Here is an 18,179-nt window from a genome sequence, read left to right as displayed (position 1 = left end):
GGCCCGTCGCACCCTGCGGCGGGCCTTTCGCATCCCCGGACACAGGGCCCGAACAGGCTCCGTGCGCTGGGCCTGGGCAGTCCCGGGCGCTGGGCCTAGGCAGAAGGTGAACAATGCTCTAATCTCGCCGCCATGCCCCCCTCGCGCAGGTTACTGACCCTCCTCGCGCTCACCTTAGGCCTGCTGTTACCCGCCGGTGCCGCCTTCGCCCACGAGGAACGCAAGGTCACCATCCCCGACGGATCGGGGAAGGTCCCGGCCTACCGGGCGGACGCCGAACCCGACCTCCTCGTCTGCAAGAGCGACAAATCCGACTTCGACCGCCGCATCGCCGCCTTCCCCGCCGACCTCAAAGCCCGAAATATCGGCCTTTTCGAGAAATGTCAGCAATCCGGATCCCGGCACCTCCAGGAAGCCGTCGACAAGGTCGACCGCCCGGGCATGACCATCGCGATCCTCCCCGGCCTCTACCGTGAAGAACCCGGTCAGGCCGCCCCCACCGGAGCCTGCGCCGCGCTCCCCGCCCGCTGGTCAAGCTGGGGCTACCAGATCCTCAGCTTCGAGCAACAGCAGCAGTGCCCGCACAACCAGAACCTCGTCGCCATCCTCGGCAAGAAGGACCTGCAGATCGAGGGCACGGGCGCCGACCCCAAGGACGTCGTCATCGACGCGGAGTACCGCAAGCTCAACGCGATCCGCGCGGACCGGGCCGACGGCATCTACTTCCGCAACTTCACCGCCCAGCGCACCACCTTCAACGGCGTCTACATCCTGGAGACCGACGGCTTCGTCATCGACCGGGTGCTCGGCCGCTGGACCGACGAGTACGGCTTCCTCACCTTCGCCAGCGACCACGGCCTCTACACCGACTGCGAGGCCTACGGCAACGGCGACGGCGGCCTCTACCCCGGCAGCGCCTCCAACCTCAACGACGGCCGGGGCCACGAGGTCCCGCGCTACGCCATCGAGATCACCCGCTGCAAGTCGCACCACAACGCGCTCGGCTACTCCGGCACCGCCGGCGACAGCATGTGGGTGCACGACAACGAGTTCTACAACAACATGGTCGGCGCCACGATGGACTCGCTCTGGCCCGACCACCCCGGCCTGCCGCAGAACCACGCCAAGTTCGAGAACAACAAGATCTACGACAACAACGAGGACTACTACCGCTACCTGCGCGACGGCACCTGCAAGAAGCCCCCGGCCGAGCGCGGCTACGAGAACGGCGTGGTCTGCCCGCAGGTCGGCGTCCCGCCCGGCACCGGCATCCTGGTCGCCGGCGGCAACTACAACGTCTTCCGCGGCAACCAGATCACCGGCCACGACCGGGCCGCCTTCCAGCTCTTCGGCGTGCCCGCCTTCATCCGCGGCGAGGAGGCGCTGGCCAAACAGGCCGACACCTCCAACTTCAACCGCTACGAGGCCAACCGCTTCGAGGGCAACGGCCTGGACGTCTGGTGGGACGGGCAGGGCACCGGCAACTGCTGGCAGGGCGACACCGGCCGCTCCGACCCGGCCGTGCTCCCGGTCTGCGCCGCCAAGGCGCCCGAGCTGTCCGGCGGCGCCGCCCGGCTGGTCGCCGAGCCGATCAAGGTGCTCAAGCTCTACCTCTGCGCCGACTTCAGCGCCCAGGACGTCCGGCTCCCGGCCGGGTGCGACTGGTTCGGCGCCCGGGCGCTCGGCAAGGTCGAGGCGCAGCTCGCGCTCGGCGGCTCCGTGGTGCTGGGGCTGCTCGCGGTGTTGTTCTGGGTACGGCTCCGCCGCGGCGTGGACGGGCTCTTCCTCGGCGTGGCCACGGCCGCCGGGCTGGCCGGGCTGGCGCTCGACGTGTGGGCGGCGGCGGCCGGATCGGTCTGGCTGACCGCGGTCGCGCTGGTGGGGATGGGGATGTGGCTGACCGGGCTCGGCTGGGAGTCGCGCCGGGCGCGGCCGGTGTTCGGCTGGTTCACCGTCGTGCTCGGGGTGCTGTGCTTCGCCGACGCCTTCGACCGTGGCGTGCACCTCCTGCCGTTCCTGCCGCTGGGGCCGGGGTGGATCCGGGGGCTGCTGACCGGGGTCTGGGTGTTGTGGGCGGTCGTGGTTCTCGCGCCGCGGCCTCGCCGTACCGCCGAGCCGGCCGAACCGGTCCGGGAGGTGGCCGCGTGAGACCGGCGGCGCGGGGGCTTGTTCCGGCGGGGGTCCCGGTGCTGAAGGGCGCGGTGCTGGTGGGTGCGGTGTTGGTGGCTGGGTGTGGGACGCTCGCCGAGACGCACCACCGGCCCGGGACCAGCCACGAGGTGGTCACCGGCGCGGCCGGCGTGCCTCCCGGGGAGCGGCACGCGGACATCGTGATCAAGGGCGGCCGGGTGTCGCCGCCGCCCGGGTGGCTGGAGGTGGCCAAGGGCGGTTCGGTCAGCCTCACCGTCACCAGCGACGTGGCCGACACCGTGCACGTGCACGGCTACGACGTGGAGGCCGCCGTCACCCCCGGCGTGCCGGTCACGTTGCGCTTCACCGCGAACATGACGGGGGTCTTCGAGGTCGAGACCCACGGAAGCGGCCTGGTCCTGACGCAGGTGGCCGTCAAGTGAGCGGGGAGCGGCCGGGTCCCGACGCAGGTGGCCGTCACATGAGCCGGGGAGCCCCGGTTGGCCGGCACGCGAGCTGGGCGAGGCTCCGGTGAGCGTCGTCGACGGGGTGCTGGCGCACGGGGTCGGCAGCCGCAGCGACCTGCCGATCCCGCTGTTCTACGCCTACGCCGGGGCCTTCGCCGCGCTGGTGATCTCCTTCCTCGCGCTCGGCCTGCTGTGGGCCGACTCGCGCTTCCGGGGCGAGCTGGCGGGCCGTGTGCTGCCGGTGCGGCCGCTGCCGTGGCTGGTGCGCGGCCTGCGCCTGCTCACCCTCGCCGCACTGCTCTACACCGCGGCCTGGCTGATCGCCGGTCCGGCCGAGGACAATGCCGCGCCGTACCTGATCTACGTGGTGTTCTGGGTCGGCCTGGTGCCCGCTTCGATGCTCCTCGGCCCGGTCTGGCGGACGCTCAACCCCTTCCGCCTGCTCCCGGACACCGCCCGCCGCCCCCTGCCCGCCCGGCTCGGCTACTGGCCCGCCGCCGCGGGCCTGTTCGCCTTCACCTGGATGGAACTGGTCGCGCCGGAGCCCGCCGCGCCGCCGACCCTGCTGGTCTTCCTGGTGGGGTACGGCCTGGCCCAACTGGCCGGCACCCTGCGCCACGGCCACGCCTGGCTGGAGCGCGGCGACCCGTTCGAGGTCTACTCCACGCTCATCGGCCACCTGTCCCCGCTGGGCCGGCGCGGCGACGGCCGGTGGGTGCTGCGCAGCCCCTTCAACGGACTCGACGCCCTCGCCCCGGCCCCCGGCCTGGTCGCCACCGTCTGCGTGCTGCTCGGCAGCACCGGCTACGACGGCTTCTCCACCGCTCCGGTCTGGGTGCAGACGCTGCAGTCGGCCCCGCTCGGCCGCGTCGGCACCGGCACCCTGGGCCTCCTCACCGCGATCGTCCTGGTCGCGCTGCTCTACGCCGCCTGCCTGCGGCTGGCCGCGGCCATCGGCGGCGCCCGCGACCTGCCCGCCCGCTTCGCGCACTCGCTGGTCCCGGTCGCCATCGGCTACCTCGTCGCGCACTACTTCTCGCTGCTGGTCATCGAGGGGCAACGGGCCGCCATCCTCGCCCTCGGCCTGGACGGCGCCACCGTGGACCAGGAGATCGTGTCTCCGGCGGTCATCGCCACGGTCCAGGTCTCCGCGATCATCGTCGGGCACGTCCTGGGAGTCGTGGCCGCGCACGACCGCTCGGTCCGCCTGCTGCGCCCCGAGCGCGCGGTCGCCGGTCAGATCCCGCTGTTCGTGCTCATGCTCAGCTACACCCTGGGCGGCCTGACCCTGCTGTTCGCCGCATGAGGCGCGCCCCGCTCCAGCAGCGCAGCGTCGAGCGTGTCAACCAGATGCTCGATGTGGCCGCCGCCCTGCTGGACGAGGGCGGGTACGACGCGCTCAGCACCCGGGCCGTCGCCGCCCGCACCGGGTTGCCGATCGGCTCCATCTACCGCTTCTTCCAGGACAAACGCGCTCTGGCCGACGCCCTGGCCCGGCGCAACCTCGACTCCTTCCTCGGCCGGATCGCCGCCCGCCTCGCCGCCCGCCTCGCCGGCCGGGAGCCGCCGGGCCTGTCCTGGGCGCAGGTCGTGGACCTCGTCGTGGACGAGTACCTCGACATGAAGGCCACCGTGCCCGGCTTCGCGGTGCTCGACTTCGGGGCCAACGCGGAGGTCGCCGACGCGCTCGCCGCGCTGCTCGGCGTCACCCCGGCGCCCCGGGCCCGCCGCGCGCTGCTCCTGGCCGTCGAGACCGCCGACGCCCTGCTGCGCACCCATCACGCCGACCCGGAGATGGTCGAGGAGACCAAGGAGATGTTGCGCTCCTACCTCGCCCGCCGCCTGGCCTGACCCCCGGGCGGGCGGAGGGAACTGTCGGTGGGCCTTCGTAGACTTCCCGCACCTGACGAAAGGCTGCGCATGACCCTCCCCGACCCCAAGGCCACCCTCCTCCGCTACCTCGACAGCGTCCGTGACGCGCTGCTCTGGAAGCTCGACGGGCTGCCGGAGTACGACGTCCGCCGCCCGCTGACCCCGACCGGCACCAACCTGCTGGGCCTGGTGAAACACGTGGCCTCGGTGGAAGCCGGCTACCTGGGGCTGGTGTTCGACCGGCCGTTCCCCGACACCCGGCCGTGGATGCTCGGGGACGCCGAGCCCAACGCGGACATGTGGGCCACGGAGGAGGAGTCGCGGGAGGAGATCCTCGACCTCTACCGGCGGGTGCGCGAGCACGCGGCGGCGACCGTCGAGGCGCTGGAGCTCGACTCGCGCGGGACGGTGCCCTGGTGGGGGGAGGCGCGCCGCGAGGTCAGCCTCCACCAGATCCTGGTGCACCTGGTCGCGGAGCTCAACCGGCACGCCGGCCAGGCCGACATCCTGCGCGAGACCCTCGACGGGTCGGCCGGGCTCGTCCAGGGCAACGACAACCTGGTCGAGGGCGACCAGGCCTGGTGGCAGGTCTACCACGCCAGGCTGGAGCAGGCGGCCAGAACGGCGGCCGGACTGCCCCCGGCCTGAGGCGCGGCGCAGACTCCTCGCGGCCGGGTCAGAGCGTCTCGCGCCAGCGGTTGGTGATGGGCAGGCGGCGGTCCCGGCCGAAGTTCTTGGGCGTGATCTTCGGGCCCGGCGGATACTGCCGCCGCTTGTACTCGGCGAGGTCCACCAGGCGGATCACCCGCGCGACCAGCGCGGCGTCGTGCCCGGCCGCGACGAGCTCGGCCGAGCCCATGTCCTTCTCCACGTAGTCGTCCAGGAGCCGGTCCAGCACCTCGTAGGGCGGCAGGGAGTCGGTGTCGCGCTGGTCGGGCCGCAGCTCGGCGCTGGGCTCCTTGGTGATGGAGTTCTCCGGGATGGGCGTCGCCGCGTCGAGGAGGAACCACGGGTAGGAGTGCTCGTTCCGCCAGCGGGACAACGCCCAGACCATCGTCTTCGGCACGTCCTTGATCGGCGCGTAACCGCCGGCCGAGTCGCCGTAGAGGGTCGAGTAGCCGGTGGCCAGCTCGCTCTTGTTGCCGGTGGTCAGCACCAGGTGGCCGTGCTGGTTGGACAGGCTCATCAGGAGCATGCCGCGCACCCGCGCCTGGAGGTTCTCCGCCGCCAGGCCGGAGATGTCGATCTCCTTCTCGAAGGCGGTGACGATCTCGGCGATCGGCACGACCCGCGAGTTGAGCCCCTGCCGCCGCACGAGCTCCTCGGCGTCGCCGATGGAGTGGTCGGAGGAGTAGCGCGAGGGCATGAGGACGACGTCCACGCGGGAGGGGCCGATGGCGTCGGCGGCGATGGTCGCGGTGAGCGCCGAGTCGATGCCACCGGACAGCCCCAGGATGACCGATTCGAAGCCGTTCTTGGCGACGTAGTCGCGCACGCCGAGCACCAGGGCGGCGTAGACCTCGCCCACGTCGTCCAGCCGGGGCGCGATGACCGGCGGCTCGGCCGGGTAGGGCGCCACCGGCTCGGCCGACAGCTCGAACCGGTCGACGGTGATCGTCGTGCCGTCCCCGGCGTCGTGGGCGGCCTGCCCGAAGGGCGCGGTGGCCAGCGGCAGGTCGAGGTCCACGACGAGCAGGTCCTCCTGGAACTGCGCGCCCCGGGCGAGCACCTCGCCTTCGGCGGAGACGACCAGCGAGTCGCCGTCGAAGACCAGCTCGTCCTGGCCGCCGACCTGGTTGACGTAGGCCAGGGCGCACCCGGCCTCGCGGGCGCGCCGGGCCACCAGCTCCAGGCGCGCGTCGTCCTTCTCCCGCTCGTACGGCGAGGCGTTCGGCACCACCAGCAGCCCCGCCCCCGCCTGCCCAACGACGGCGACCGGCCCGCCCTCCTGCCAGAGGTCCTCGCACACCGCGACCGCCACGTCCACGCCGTGCAGCCGGAAGATCGGCAGCCGGTCCCCGCGGACGAAGTAGCGGTACTCGTCGAAGACCCCGTAGTTGGGCAGGTGGTGCTTCGCCGTCCGGGTGACGACCCGTCCCTCGTAGAGGAGCGCGGCGGCGTCGAGCGGCGCCCCCTTGGGCTGGCCGACCCGGGGCGCGAGCCCGGCGCGGTCGACGTAGCCGACCAGGACGGGCAGCCCGCCGAGCCCGGCCTCGGCCAGCGCGGCGGCGGCCGAGTCGAGGGCGGCGATGGAGGCCTCCACGAAGGAGGTGCGCAGCACCAGGTCCTCGACGGGGTATCCGGTGAGGAACATCTCCGTGAAGACGGCCAGGTGCGCGCCGCGCGCGGCGGCCTCACGCGTGTAGTCGAGCAGTTTGGCCGTGTTCGCGGCGAAGTCGCCGACGACCGGGTTGGTCTGTGCCAGGGCGATGCGGAGCTGTCCCATGGATCAAGCCTAACACCTATCGTCACATTGACGATAACCAGGGGAGGGCCGCTTCGACCCTGGTCCCGCCGCCCGGACGGGGAAGCGCGACACACGTCCCGCCCACCTCGGCAGCACGCTCCCGCATCGCCTCCAGGCCGCTCCCCAGCGACCCGGCCGCCCACGGCCCGTCGTCCTCCACCCGGACGACGAGCGCCTCGGCGCCCGCGTCGAGCAGGATCCGCACGTCGTGCCCCCGGGCGTGGCGGCGCAGGTCGGCGAGAGCCTCGCGGACGATCCGGTAGGCCGCGCCCTCCAGCGCGACCGGCAGCCCGGTGAGCGAGCCGCGCACGCTCACCCGGGCCTCGCTCCCGGCCAGCGCGCGGACCGCGCCCTCCAGCCCGAGGCTCTCCAGCGTGGGCGGACGCAGCCCGTACACCAGCTCCCGCACCTCCTGGGCCACCCCGTCCATGCCCTCGCGCAGGTCGCCGAGGAGCTGCTCGGCGGAGGAGGGCGCGCTGTGCAGGCTGGTGCGCACCTGGTTCAGCGACTGGGCCATCCCGGCCAGCGCCTGGCCGAGCCCGTGGTCGAGGTCTCGCCGCAGCCGCCGCCGTTCCTCCTCGCGGGCGGCCATGATCTGCTCCCGGGTACGCTGCAGGTCCTCCGAGACGCCGATCGCGTGCGCCACGTCCGCGAGGTACGGCAGCGCCGCCGCGATCAGCCGGTCGGTGTGCTCGCGGGAGAAGCGGCGTTCGCCGGGCGGCCCCAGCAGGAGGGTGCCGGCCAGGTCGTTGTGCCAGACGAGCGGCAGTTCACGAGGTCGGGGCCCGAGCCGGCCCAGCTCGGTCCGGCGGGTGTCGCGCACCTCGACGGCGAGGCCGGCGACGCCGAGGCCGTCCATGGTGATCTCGGCCATCGTGGTCAGCGCCCGGGCCGGGTCGGTGCTGCCCGCCTCGGCCGACAGGCGCTCGGCCAGGTGCCGTGGGTCGCCGTGCCTGCCGTACATGTGCTGGTCGACCAGGCGGCGCAGCCGCGTGCGCAGCGGATGGAAGAAGGCCCCGGCGACGAGGGCGGCGGCCAGCCCGGCCTGCCGGTCGTAGCCGGAGACGGCCAGGCCGACCGCGCCGGAGACGGCGAGGTAGACGGTGCCGACCACGGCGGCGATGCCCGCGCCGACCAGCGCGCGGCTGACGATGACGTCGAGGTCGAACAATCGGTAGCGCAGCACCGAGAAGCAGATGCCGAGCGCGGTGAGGAAGACGCCTAGCACCGCGGGCACGGAGAAGTCGGGCCCGGCGAGCATGCCGGCCACGTAGAGCGCGAAGCCGGTGAGCGGCCAGGCGATCTGCCGCCGCACCACGGCGTTGCCGCGCCGGGCGCGCAGGGCCATGCCGAGGAGGCTGACCAGCAGCAGGATCTGGACGGACACGTAGTAGGTGCGGTTGAGCGCCGGGCCGAGGCCGGCCAGCGCGTCCCAGCCGAGCGGGTTGGGGATGACCACCGGCCACGGGTAGCCCGCCAGCGGCGGGTCCGGGCGGACGATGCCGCGCACGATCTCCAGCGTCACCAGCACGGTGGCGATCACCACGACGGGCCGCCAGCGCCTGGACGGCAGCCGGCCGTCGGGCAGGTAGAGCGGGAAGATGACGGCCAGCAGCATGCCGCCCGCGGCCCAGCCGGTGTGCGAGACCCAGCGCAGGCAGCCGGCGGCGGTCAGCTCGCCCATCGAGGCGGCGAAGGCCATGGCCGAGGCGCCCGCCCCGCGCAGGCCGCAGGCCAGCCCGCCGGCGATGGCCAGCCACGCCAGCCCGTGGCGGGGCTGGCGGCTGACGATGAAGGCGCCGATGGCCGGCAGGACGAGGGCGGCGGCGAAGTCCGGCAGCACCACGACGCCCTGCTGCGCGCGGGCCGGTTGCCACGGCTCGGGCAGGCTGAGGCCCAGCACCAGCCCGCCGACGGCCAGCACGGCGGACAGCACCGCCAGCCCGGCCGCGACCGGCGTCCGCACCATCAGAGGGCACCCGTCATCGCGCCGGTCTCACCGGCCCGGACCCGTAAGCGAGCACCCGTCATCGCGCCGGTCTCACCAGCCCCGACTCGTAGGCGAGCACGACGAGCTGCGCCCGGTCGATCAGGCCGAGCCGCTCCAGCAGCCCCGAGATGGCCGCGCCCACCGCGGGCTCGTCCAGGTGGAGGGTGAGCGCGATCTGCTTGTTGGTCAGCCCCCGCGCGATGAGCCGCAGCAGGTCGAGCTGGTCGTCGGTCACGCCGGCCAGCGCCGGGGGAGCGGCCGGGTCGGACCGCCCGGCGAAGGAGGCGATGAGCCGGGTGGTGACCGCGGGGTCGATCAGCGCGTCGCCCGCCGCGGCGGCCCGCAGGGCGGCGATGAGCTGCTCGGGCGGCGAGGTCTTCAGGATGAACCCGCTGACCCCGGCCCGCAGCGCGGCGTAGAGGTTGTCGTCGGTGCCGAACGTGGTCATCATGATCACCTTCGGCGGGTCCGGCTGGGCCAGGATGCGCCGCGCGGCGGTCAGCCCGTCGAGCCGCGGCATCTGGATGTCGAGCAGCACCAGGTCCGGCCGCAGCTCGGCGACCGCGGCGATGGCCTGCTCGCCGTCGCTGGCCTCGCCGGCGAACTCCAGGCCCGGCTCGGAGTCCAGCACGACCCGCATGCCGGTGCGCACCAGCGCCTGGTCGTCGGTGACCAGCACCCGCAGGCTCCGGGTGGCAGGCCCGGGCGTGCTCACCGCGACCGGCGCGGTGGGGGCCGGTTCGGGGTCGAGGCGCTGGGCGAGCATGTCGCTCTCCAGCCGCTGGAGTGCGGCCGACAGGTCGAGGCCCAGCTCGTCCCGCCAGGCCGCGCGGGCACGGCGGAGCGCGGCCAGGGCGTCGCCCTGGCGGCCGGTGCGGTAGAGGGCCAGCGCCAGCAGCCGCCAGGCCTCCTCGCGCAGCGGGTGCGCGAACGCGTGCGCCTCCAGGTCGGGCACGAGCGCGGTCGCCTTGCCGAGCAGGATCCCGGCGTCGGCGCGGCGCTCGACCGCGACCAGGCGCAGCTCCTCCAGCCGGCCGGCCTCCGTGATGGCCCACGGCAGGTCGGCGAACTCGGCCAGCGCGGGCCCGCGCCACAGGTGGAGGGCGGCGTCGATCTCGTCCCACACCTGGCCGGGATCGCCCCCGGCCTGGAGCACGACGGTCTCGAACCGCCAGGAGTCGACCTGCTCGGTCGTGGCGCGCAGGCCGTAACCGGGCGGCGCGGTCACCAGGACCGAGGCCTCCTCGCGGGGGGCACGGGCCGGCTCCAGCGAGCGGCGCAGCCGGGAGACGTACCCCTGGATGGTCGACAGGGCCTGGGCGGGCGGGGTGCCCGGCCAGAGCTCGTCGATGAGCGTGGTGACGGGCACAGCTCGGCCCCGGGCGACCAGAAGGCGGGCCAGAACCGCCATCTGGCGGAGTCCGCCCAGGTCAAGCGGTTCCGCGTCGATGCAGACCTGGAACGGTCCGAGCGTGTGAAAGGTCAACATGGCATCAGTAAGCGTAGATCCGCCACTTTCATACTGGTAGCACGGCGCTGACAAGCGTGCCGCCTCCCTGTGCCGGGCGGACCGTGCAGGCGCCGCCGAGTTCGGCCGCGCGCTCGCGCATCGAGCCGAGCCCGATGCCGGCGCGAAGGTGTCGTGGCAGGCCGCAGCCGTCGTCCTGAACGGTGATCCGCAACATTCCGCCCTCCCGCTCCAGCGTGGCCACGATACGCGTCGCGCCCGAGTGCTTGCGCGCGTTGGTGATGGCCTCCTGGGCGATCCGGTAGGCGGCCACCTCGACGGCCGCGGGCAGCTCGCCCAGCTCGGCCTGCTCGGCGAGGCCGGGCGGCGGCTCGTCCAGCAGGTCGGCGATCGCCCCGGCCAGGCCCAGCTCGTCGAGTGCGGGCGGGCGCAGGCCGTAGACGAGGCGGCGAATGTCGCCGCTCACCTCGTCCATCCCCTCGCGCAGCCGCGCCAGCAGCCGTTCGGCCTGGTCGGGGGAGTGGCGCATGGTGATCCGGGCCGCGTTGAGCGACATGGCCATGCCGCTGAGCGATTGACCCAGGCCGTCGTGCAGGTCGCGGCGCAGCCGGCGGCGTTCCTCCTCGCGCGCGGACAGGATGCGCTCGCGCGAGCGCTGCAGGTCCGCGGTCAGCCGTACGGCATGCGTGGCGTCGGCGATGAAGGGGACCAGCGTGGCCAGCACCCGCTCGTCGTGCGCCGCCGGGAAGCGGCGCTTGCCGGGCGGCCCGAGCAGCAGCGTGCCCACCGGCTCGCCGTGCCAGGTGAGCGCGACCGCGCGGGCGGTGTGCGGGACCTCGCCGGAGACCGTGCGGACGCCGTCCACGTCCACCGCCGCGCCGGTGACCGCCAGGCCCTCGCGCAGCACCTCCAGCACCGAGAGCAGGCCCTGCGCCGGATCGGCCTGCTGCAGGCGGCGCTTGCTCTCCTCGGCCAGCGTGGCCGGGTCGCCGGTGCTGCCGTACAGCAGCCGGTCGACGCCGCGTTGCATGAGGCGGCGGATCGGCTGCAGGAAGACGCCCGCGCCGAGCGCGGCGGCGAGGCCGGCGAGCTGGTCCACGTCGGCCAGGAAGAGGCTGGAGGCGGCGCCGGCGGCCAGGTAGGCCCCGGCGATCACCACGGCGAGCCCGGTGCCGACCAGCGCCCGGCTGATCAGGGTGTCGATGCCGAACAGGCGGTGCCGCTGGATGGCCACCCACATCGCGGCCGGCAGCAGCGGCAGGGTGAGCGAGGCGAGCCACCAGGCCGGCCAGCCGGCGAGGTAGGGCACGAGCGCGAAGGGCAGGGCGAGCAGGAGCCAGAGGATCTGCCGCCGCTCGACCGGCCCGGCGCCGCGCAGCCGTAACGCCAGCGAGGAGACGGCGGCGGCCATCACGGCCAGGTAGACCTCACCGAGCTGCGGCAACGCCGGGGCGTACCAGATCCAGGAGATCCAGTCGGCGACGGCGAGCAGGGCACTGACAACGATTACCGCGAGCCAGGGCCGGCTCGGCAGCCGGCCGGTCGGGTAGAGCAGCGGCAGCAGCACGCCCACCGCGAGCGCGTAGACCTGCCAGGCCAGCAGCGCCAGCGGCCAGCGCAGCGGGTGCGGCCCGTAGAGCTTGTCGAGGTTGCCGCAGACGATGTTGACCGCCGAGGCCAGCCCGCCCGAGCACAGCAGCCAGCCGATCGGCAGCCGGGGCCGGCTGTGCACCAGGATCGCGCCGAAGACCGGGAAGGTCGTGCCGGCCATGTCCTCGGGCTGGAAGGGCAGCGGGTTGCCCGGGACCGGCGGGAGCTGCGCGGTGATCCAGATGTCGGCGACCTCCAGCATGACGGCGAGCGTGGCGATCGCGATCGCCACGCTCGCCTGCCAGCTCAGCCGCGTGTTCCCCATGGTTGAAGGGGAACATAGCTGACATCTGCCAACGACGGATCAATGCTCGGTCAACGCGGCCGCCCGCCGCCGGATCGCCGGGCCGATCGCCAGCGTCCCCGCCGCCGCCAGCAGGCCGATCCCGGCGACGGTGAACCACAACGCCTGGCTGCTCACGCCGAGCAGCACGCCGCCCAGGGTGGGCGCCAGCACCATGGCCACCGCCCAGGACAGGCCGTACAGCCCGTTGTAGCGCCCGCGCAGGTGCGCGGGGGCCAGCGTGGCGACGATCGTGCCGCCGACGCCGGCGGTGATGATCTCGCCGAAGGTCCAGACGGCGATCGTGCCGGCCAGCCCGAGCGTGCTGGTGGCGAAGGCGGTCAGCCCGAAGCCCACGCCCATCACCGCCAGCCCGAGCGCCTCGGCGCGGGCCAGGTCGTAGCGGGTGAGCAGGTCGGACACCAGCGGCTGGACGATGACGATCAGCACCCCGTTGAGCGCCATCGCCAGGCCGAACTCGCTCTTGGTGAGCCCGGCCTCGACCATCGCCACCGGGAGCATGGTCACCGTCTGCAGGTAGACCAGCGCGTGCGCCACCGTGAGCAGCGTGAAGACGACCATCAGTCGGTCGCGCAGCACCTCGCCGAAGCCGCCGGACCTGACCCGCTCGGGCCTGGTCTCCGGTACGGCCCGCCACACCAGCACCGCGAAGATCACGCTGGACACCGCGTCGATCCAGAACAGCAGCGTGAAGCCCATCTCGGCCAGCCGCCCGCCGGCCGTCATGCCCACCGCGTAGCCGAGGTTGATCGCCCAGAACAGCAGCCCGTAGGCCCGTGGCCGGTCCTGCGGCGAGATCAGGTCGGCCACCAGCGCGCTGGAGGCCGGCCGGTAGACGTCGATCACCAGCCCGAGCAGGAACATCGAGGCCAGCAGCGTCGGCATGGTGGTGCTGTAGCCGAGCGCGAGCAGCGTGGCCGCGGTGGCCAGCATGCCGCCCGAGAGCGTCGCCCGCCGGCCGATCCGGTCGGTCAGCGCGCCGGCCACCAGTTGCGAGGCGACCGTCCCGGCTCCGTAGACCCCCAGCACCAGGCCCGCGTCGGTGACCGACAGGCCGCGGCTCTGCGTCAGGTAGACGCCGATGAAGGGAGCCACCACCGTGCCCAGGCGGTTCACCAGGGTGCCGCCCCACAGGGCCCAGAAGGGGCGGGGCAGGCCACCGACCTTGGCCTGCATGAAAGTCGTCGCGCTCATGCGAAGCATGGTGGCCGGGGACGGGTCGAGGGAGCCATCGATTTAGTGCAGACTAAATGCATGGGCATCGAATGGCGTCTCAAGCCGGAGGACATGGCTCGCATCCGCTTCGCCTTCTCCCCGATGTGGGAGCTGGTCGCCAGCCTGCGCACCCTCCAGGACCCGGCCCGGCAGGCGCTCCACCTGCCGTGGATCAAGGCGGTGCGGCCCCGGCTGGCCGGGCTCGACCTGGCCGAGCTCTTCGCCCTGGTGCCCGCCGACGGCTACCTCGCCGACTTCCTCACCCCGCCGCCGGACACCCCGCTGCCCGACTTCGCCGCCGAGCTCGACCGGGTCCGCCGGGCCGACCCCGAGCGGGCGCGGCACGAGGCCGGGCTGCTGTCCGGGCCGCTCGACCGGTTCAAGGCCGACCCCGCGGCCGGGCTCCGGCGGGTGGCCGACGCGCTGGAGGCCTACTGGGAGGCCTGCTTCGCCGAGTACTGGCCCCGGGTGTACGGCCTGCTCGAACGCGACGTGCTGCGCCGTTCCCGGCTGCTGGCCCAGGGCGGGGCGCACGCGCTCTTCTCCTCGCTTGACCCGGCCGTCGTCTGGACCGGCGACCGGCTGCTGATCGACCGCCCCTGGTGCACCACCGAAGGGCTGCACGGCGACGGCCTGGTGCTGCTGCCGAGCGCGTTCTACTGGCCGTCGGTGGCGGTCATGACCGCGCCCTACCAGTCGATGCTGGTCTATCCGGTCCAGGGCGTCGGCACGCTGTGGGAGCAGGGGCCGCCGCCCGCCCCCGACGCCCTGGCCGCGCTCATCGGCCGTACACGCGCGCAGATCCTGCTCGCGCTGGCCGAGCCCGCCACCACCTCCGCCCTCGCGCGCCGCATCGCGCTCACCCCCGGCGCGGTCAGCCAGCACCTCGGCGTGCTCACCGGCAGCGGGCTCACCGTCGGGCTGCGGGACGGCAAGCGCGTCCTGTACCGCCGCACCTCCGTCGGCGACTCGCTGGCCTGCGCCTAGCCCGATCACCGGGTGCCCTACGTACTGCTACCCATTGTCCCAGCTCACGGCGCTGCCGATGCTCGGGGCATGGCCGGCTTCCGCGACCGCGCGCTCGCGCGGCTGGGCGATCCAGCCATGCTCGCCCAGGCGCTCGTCCCGGCCGCGCCCGCCCTCGCCCGGCGCGTCCTCGGCCGGGCCGCCGAGATCGCCGCGGTGCGGGTGACCGCCCTGCGCGCCGGCGCGCTCGGGGCCGACCTGCTGGCCGCCGTCGAACTCGACGTCCGGCCCGACCCCGCCGAACGCTTCCACGCCCTCGACCTCGAAGCCTTCATGGCCGCGGCCGAACCGCGCATCCCCTCACCACGCTTCGGTACGGCGGAGCCGTACACCCTGCGCCTGGAGCTGGCCGTCCTGGTGCGCCCCGACCCGGCCGCCCTGCTCGGCGACCTGCTCGACGGCCGGCCTGGCCACCCCTGCGCCCTCGTCGTCTACCCGGCCGGCCGCCCCGGCGACGTGGCCGGGAGGCTGAGCGCCGCCGGGCTCACGCCGCTGCCGCTCTAGGCGTAGCGGCTGGACTCCAGCAGCCAGTCGAGGTGCGCCCGCGGCGCGGCCAGCAACGCGCACGCCACCTTGCTCACGTCCCGCGCGGTCTTCGGATCCACGTCGCCCAGCGGCAGCGCCATGGTCGCCGCGTGCATGTCCGCGCACCGCTCGGCGATGCGGTCCAGCACCCAGGCGACCGCCGCGTGCTCGTCCAGCCCGTACTCGTGCGTCGCCAGCACCACCAGGTTGTGCGGATCCCCGTGCTCCTTCGGCAGGCTGGCCACGTCGTTGCACCAGGCGACGACGTCGGAGCAGGCCGCGACCAGCTCCTGCCACGGCGGCCCGCCGTGCAGCCACGCCGGGACCTCCACCCGCAGGCACGGCTCGATCAGGTCGTAGACGTAGGGGCCGACCGTGCCCCGGCGCAGCGCCGGGTACTCGCGCAACGTCGGCGTGCGCCCGGTGAGCCGGTTCTCCGCCTCGGTACGGCAGGCGTCGTACTGGGTCTTCAGGTGCCCGGCGAACCTCGACCGCCAGTGGTCGCTCATCCGCGCGCTGGTCACCCGCCACAGGTCGGCGAAGGCCGCCTCCAGGGGATGCCCCGCCGTACCGTTGAGCAGGCCGGGGAAGACCTCCAGCGGGCACGGCCCCTCGTCCAGCTCGTCGTCGAGGTGGAACAGCCAGGTCAGCCACTGCGCGAACAGCGCCGCCGCGGCCGCGTCGAACTCGGCGAACGCCCGCGCCGCCAGCCGGTGGTAGCCGGCCCCCGCGTCGGCCCGCAGGCCGGTGCGCCGGGCCCAGTCGATGAGCGCCGCCTCCACCGCGTAGACCGACGGGTGCATGCGGCAGGGCGCGGCCATCGCCGGCACCCGCTCGGTCAGCGGCAGCAGCAGCTCGGCACTGGTCCGGGCGGGAACGCGCGACCGTGGGATGAGGCTGGACAGCGATTTCAGGACGGACCTCACAACGACTCCTAGAGCGGACCGAACAGCCAGTTGCCCGCGGCGTGGGGATCGTCGCCGGTGTAGTACTCCCTGACCGCCGTGACCAGCTCCGACACCGTCAGGGTGCCGTCGTGGTCACGGTCGAGCCGGTCGAAGGCCTCAGCCACGTCGTCGTACGGCGTGCCGAACGCCGACAGCAGCATCCTGAACTCGTGCACGCCGATCTGGCCGTCGCGGTTCTGGTCGCACAGATCCGCCACCGCCTCGGCCGCGGGCAGGAAGACCGGGTCGAACCCGCCCCCCTCGATGAACGCGACCGTCATGCCCGCCTTGAACTCCGCCGCGGTCAGCCGCCCGTCGCCGTCGCGGTCGAGCGCCGCCGCCAGCGCGGCCCAGATCCCGTCGAACCCGTCCACCAGGCGGCGTCCGGTCAGCGAGGTCGGGGACTCCCCGAAGCCCACGAGCAACCTCGCGCCGAGCCCCAGCAGGTCCTCCCGCTCGATCTCGCCGCCACCGTCGACGTCGAGATGCCCGAAGGCGCGATCCAGTTTGTGATCACGCAGGTCAATAGGCATGTTCGCCTCCCCCGAGACTCTGCGTGATCACACTAGGCAACGGCGGGGCGGTTTGTCAGCGAGGCGCACCTCGTAACGTGTGCGAAACACGGGCAGGGCATCCTGTAGGGGTAGCCGCACACTGTAGGAGCGCAAGTGGACCGTCAGCAGGAGTTCGTGTTGCGCACGCTCGAGGAGCGTGACATCAGGTTCATCCGCCTGTGGTTCACCGACGTCCTGGGCTTCCTGAAGTCGGTCGCCATCGCCCCCGCCGAACTGGAGGGCGCCTTCGCCGAGGGCATCGGCTTCGACGGCTCGGCGATCGAGGGCTTCGCCCGCGTCTACGAATCCGACATGCTGGCCAAGCCCGACCCGGCGACCTTCCAGATCCTGCCCTGGCGCAGCGAGACCCCCGGCGCGGCCCGCATCTTCTGCGACATCCTGATGCCCGACGGCTCGCCCTCGCACGCCGACCCGCGCTGGGTGCTCAAGCGCGCGCTGGCCAAGGCCGCCGACATGGGCTTCACCTTCTACACCCACCCGGAGATCGAGTTCTTCCTGCTGAAGAACCGGCCCGCCCCGGGCGACCGCCCCGAGCCGATCGACGCCGGCGGCTACTTCGACCACACCCCGCACAGCGCCGGCCACGACTTCCGCCGCCAGGCGATCATGATGCTGGAGTCGATGGGCATCTCCGTCGAGTTCAGCCACCACGAGGGCGCGCCCGGCCAGCAGGAGATCGACCTGCGCTACGCGGACGCCCTCACCACCGCCGACAACATCATGACCTTCCGCCTGGTCATGAAGGAGGTCGCGCTGGAGCAGGGCATCTGGGCCTCGTTCATGCCCAAGCCCTTCACCCAGCACCCCGGCTCCGGCATGCACACCCACATGTCGCTCTTCGAGGGCGACCGCAACGCCTTCCACGAGCCGGGCGCCGAGTACCAGCTCTCCAAGATCGGCCGCTCCTTCATCGCCGGGCTGCTCAAGCACGCCGCCGAGATCACCGCGATCACCAACCAGTGGGTCAACTCCTACAAGCGCCTGTGGGGTGGGGCCGAGGCCATCGCCGGCATGGGCGGCGAGGCGCCCTCCTACATCTGCTGGGGGCACAACAACCGCTCCGCCCTGGTGCGGGTGCCCATGTACAAGCCGCACAAGGGCGGCTCCACCCGGATCGAGTTCCGCTCCCTGGACTCGGCGTGCAACCCCTACCTCGCCTACGCCATCATCCTGGCCGCGGGGCTCAAGGGCATCGAGGAGGGGTACGAGATGCCTCCCGCCGCCGAGGACAACGTCTGGGCGCTGACCAGCTCCGAGCGCCGAGCCCTGGGGATCCGGCCGCTGCCGCAGTCGCTGGACGAGGCCATCGGGATCATGGAGCAGAGCGAGCTCGTGGCGGAGACGCTGGGGGAGCACGTGTTCGACTTCTTCCTGCGGAACAAGCGGTCGGAGTGGAACGACTACCGGCGGCAGGTCACCGAGTTCGAGCTCGACCGGTACCTTCCCGTCCTTTGACCGCTTGGCCCTTCGGGCTGTGCCTGTGGGGGCTCGCTGATCGCGAGCCTGGCCAGGTAGAACGGCACAAAATACACGAATCGCAACC

The 18,179-nt window shown here is 73.1% G+C and carries 15 protein-coding genes; 8 read left to right on the top strand and 7 right to left on the bottom strand.

All coding sequences use genetic code 11. The features are described from left to right. Positions 1-132: 132 nt before the first annotated feature. The 5 genes from AB0I67_RS33550 (at position 133) to AB0I67_RS33530 (ending at position 5,117) form a co-directional block, all read left to right on the top strand. On the top strand, positions 133-2,148 hold the full coding sequence (locus AB0I67_RS33550) for a right-handed parallel beta-helix repeat-containing protein (protein WP_357931924.1): 2,016 nt from the start codon (positions 133-135) through the stop codon (positions 2,146-2,148). Then, entirely contained in the window at positions 2,145-2,573 is a 429-nt protein-coding gene (locus AB0I67_RS33545) for a hypothetical protein (protein ID WP_357931922.1), read from the top strand. Before AB0I67_RS33550 ends, AB0I67_RS33545 begins: the two co-directional genes overlap by 4 nt. 88 nt (positions 2,574-2,661) lie before the next feature. Continuing rightward, a complete protein-coding gene (locus AB0I67_RS33540; protein ID WP_357931919.1) occupies positions 2,662-3,903 on the top strand; it encodes a hypothetical protein in 1,242 nt (413 codons plus the stop codon). Next, a complete protein-coding gene (locus AB0I67_RS33535; protein ID WP_357931917.1) occupies positions 3,900-4,448 on the top strand; it encodes a TetR/AcrR family transcriptional regulator in 549 nt (182 codons plus the stop codon). Before AB0I67_RS33540 ends, AB0I67_RS33535 begins: the two co-directional genes overlap by 4 nt. A gap of 69 nt (positions 4,449-4,517) precedes the next feature. Next, entirely contained in the window at positions 4,518-5,117 is a 600-nt protein-coding gene (locus AB0I67_RS33530) for a DinB family protein (protein WP_357931914.1), read from the top strand. Positions 5,118-5,145: 28 nt separating this feature from the next. Here AB0I67_RS33530 and AB0I67_RS33525 read toward each other — a convergent pair whose 3' ends face one another. The 5 genes from AB0I67_RS33525 to AB0I67_RS33505 are packed head-to-tail and all read right to left on the bottom strand — an operon-like array spanning position 5,146 to position 13,542. Then, the gene (locus AB0I67_RS33525; RefSeq protein ID WP_357931911.1) at positions 5,146-6,915 is read right to left on the bottom strand and encodes an NAD+ synthase; all 1,770 of its coding nucleotides are present in this window, start codon (positions 6,913-6,915) and stop codon (positions 5,146-5,148) included. 22 nt (positions 6,916-6,937) lie between these two features. After that, a complete protein-coding gene (locus tag AB0I67_RS33520; RefSeq protein ID WP_357931909.1) occupies positions 6,938-8,905 on the bottom strand; it encodes a histidine kinase in 1,968 nt (655 codons plus the stop codon). 58 nt (positions 8,906-8,963) lie between these two features. Beyond that, positions 8,964-10,415 carry a BTAD domain-containing putative transcriptional regulator gene (locus AB0I67_RS33515; RefSeq protein WP_357931906.1) on the bottom strand — a complete coding sequence of 484 codons (1,452 nt, stop codon included), beginning with the start codon at positions 10,413-10,415 and terminating at the stop codon, positions 8,964-8,966. Positions 10,416-10,443: 28 nt separating this feature from the next. Continuing rightward, on the bottom strand, positions 10,444-12,309 hold the full coding sequence (locus AB0I67_RS33510; RefSeq protein WP_357931902.1) for a histidine kinase: 1,866 nt from the start codon (positions 12,307-12,309) through the stop codon (positions 10,444-10,446). Positions 12,310-12,348: 39 nt separating this feature from the next. Next, a complete protein-coding gene (locus tag AB0I67_RS33505) occupies positions 12,349-13,542 on the bottom strand; it encodes an MFS transporter (protein WP_357931900.1) in 1,194 nt (397 codons plus the stop codon). A gap of 60 nt (positions 13,543-13,602) precedes the next feature. On the opposite strand from AB0I67_RS33505, the gene AB0I67_RS33500 reads away from it, so the two are divergent. Further along, positions 13,603-14,550 carry a DUF5937 family protein gene (locus AB0I67_RS33500; RefSeq protein ID WP_357931897.1) on the top strand — a complete coding sequence of 316 codons (948 nt, stop codon included), beginning with the start codon at positions 13,603-13,605 and terminating at the stop codon, positions 14,548-14,550. A gap of 69 nt (positions 14,551-14,619) precedes the next feature. Continuing rightward, positions 14,620-15,093: a hypothetical protein gene (locus tag AB0I67_RS33495; protein ID WP_357931894.1), complete on the top strand. Its 474-nt coding sequence runs from the start codon at positions 14,620-14,622 to the stop codon at positions 15,091-15,093. On the opposite strand, the gene AB0I67_RS33490 is transcribed toward AB0I67_RS33495, so the two are convergent. Together AB0I67_RS33490 and AB0I67_RS33485 are read right to left on the bottom strand one after the other, a co-directional pair. Next, complete coding sequence (locus tag AB0I67_RS33490) at positions 15,090-16,040, bottom strand: terpene synthase family protein (protein ID WP_357931892.1); 951 nt, start codon at positions 16,038-16,040, stop codon at positions 15,090-15,092. The two genes, AB0I67_RS33495 and AB0I67_RS33490, sit on opposite strands and share 4 nt — an antisense overlap. 8 nt (positions 16,041-16,048) lie before the next feature. Beyond that, complete coding sequence (locus AB0I67_RS33485) at positions 16,049-16,594, bottom strand: EF-hand domain-containing protein (RefSeq protein WP_357931889.1); 546 nt, start codon at positions 16,592-16,594, stop codon at positions 16,049-16,051. Between the two features lie 135 nt (positions 16,595-16,729). Between AB0I67_RS33485 and AB0I67_RS33480 the strand changes: the two genes are divergently transcribed. Further along, positions 16,730-18,091, top strand: coding sequence for a glutamine synthetase family protein (locus AB0I67_RS33480; protein WP_357931887.1), 1,362 nt, complete (start codon positions 16,730-16,732; stop codon positions 18,089-18,091). Positions 18,092-18,179 lie beyond the last annotated feature (88 nt).

The organism is Nonomuraea sp. NPDC050310, assembly GCF_040655795.1.
Taxonomy (GTDB): domain Bacteria; phylum Actinomycetota; class Actinomycetes; order Streptosporangiales; family Streptosporangiaceae; genus Nonomuraea.
The sequence above is the reverse complement of the archived record's forward strand: the minus strand, read 5'-3'. Positions and strand labels throughout refer to the sequence as shown.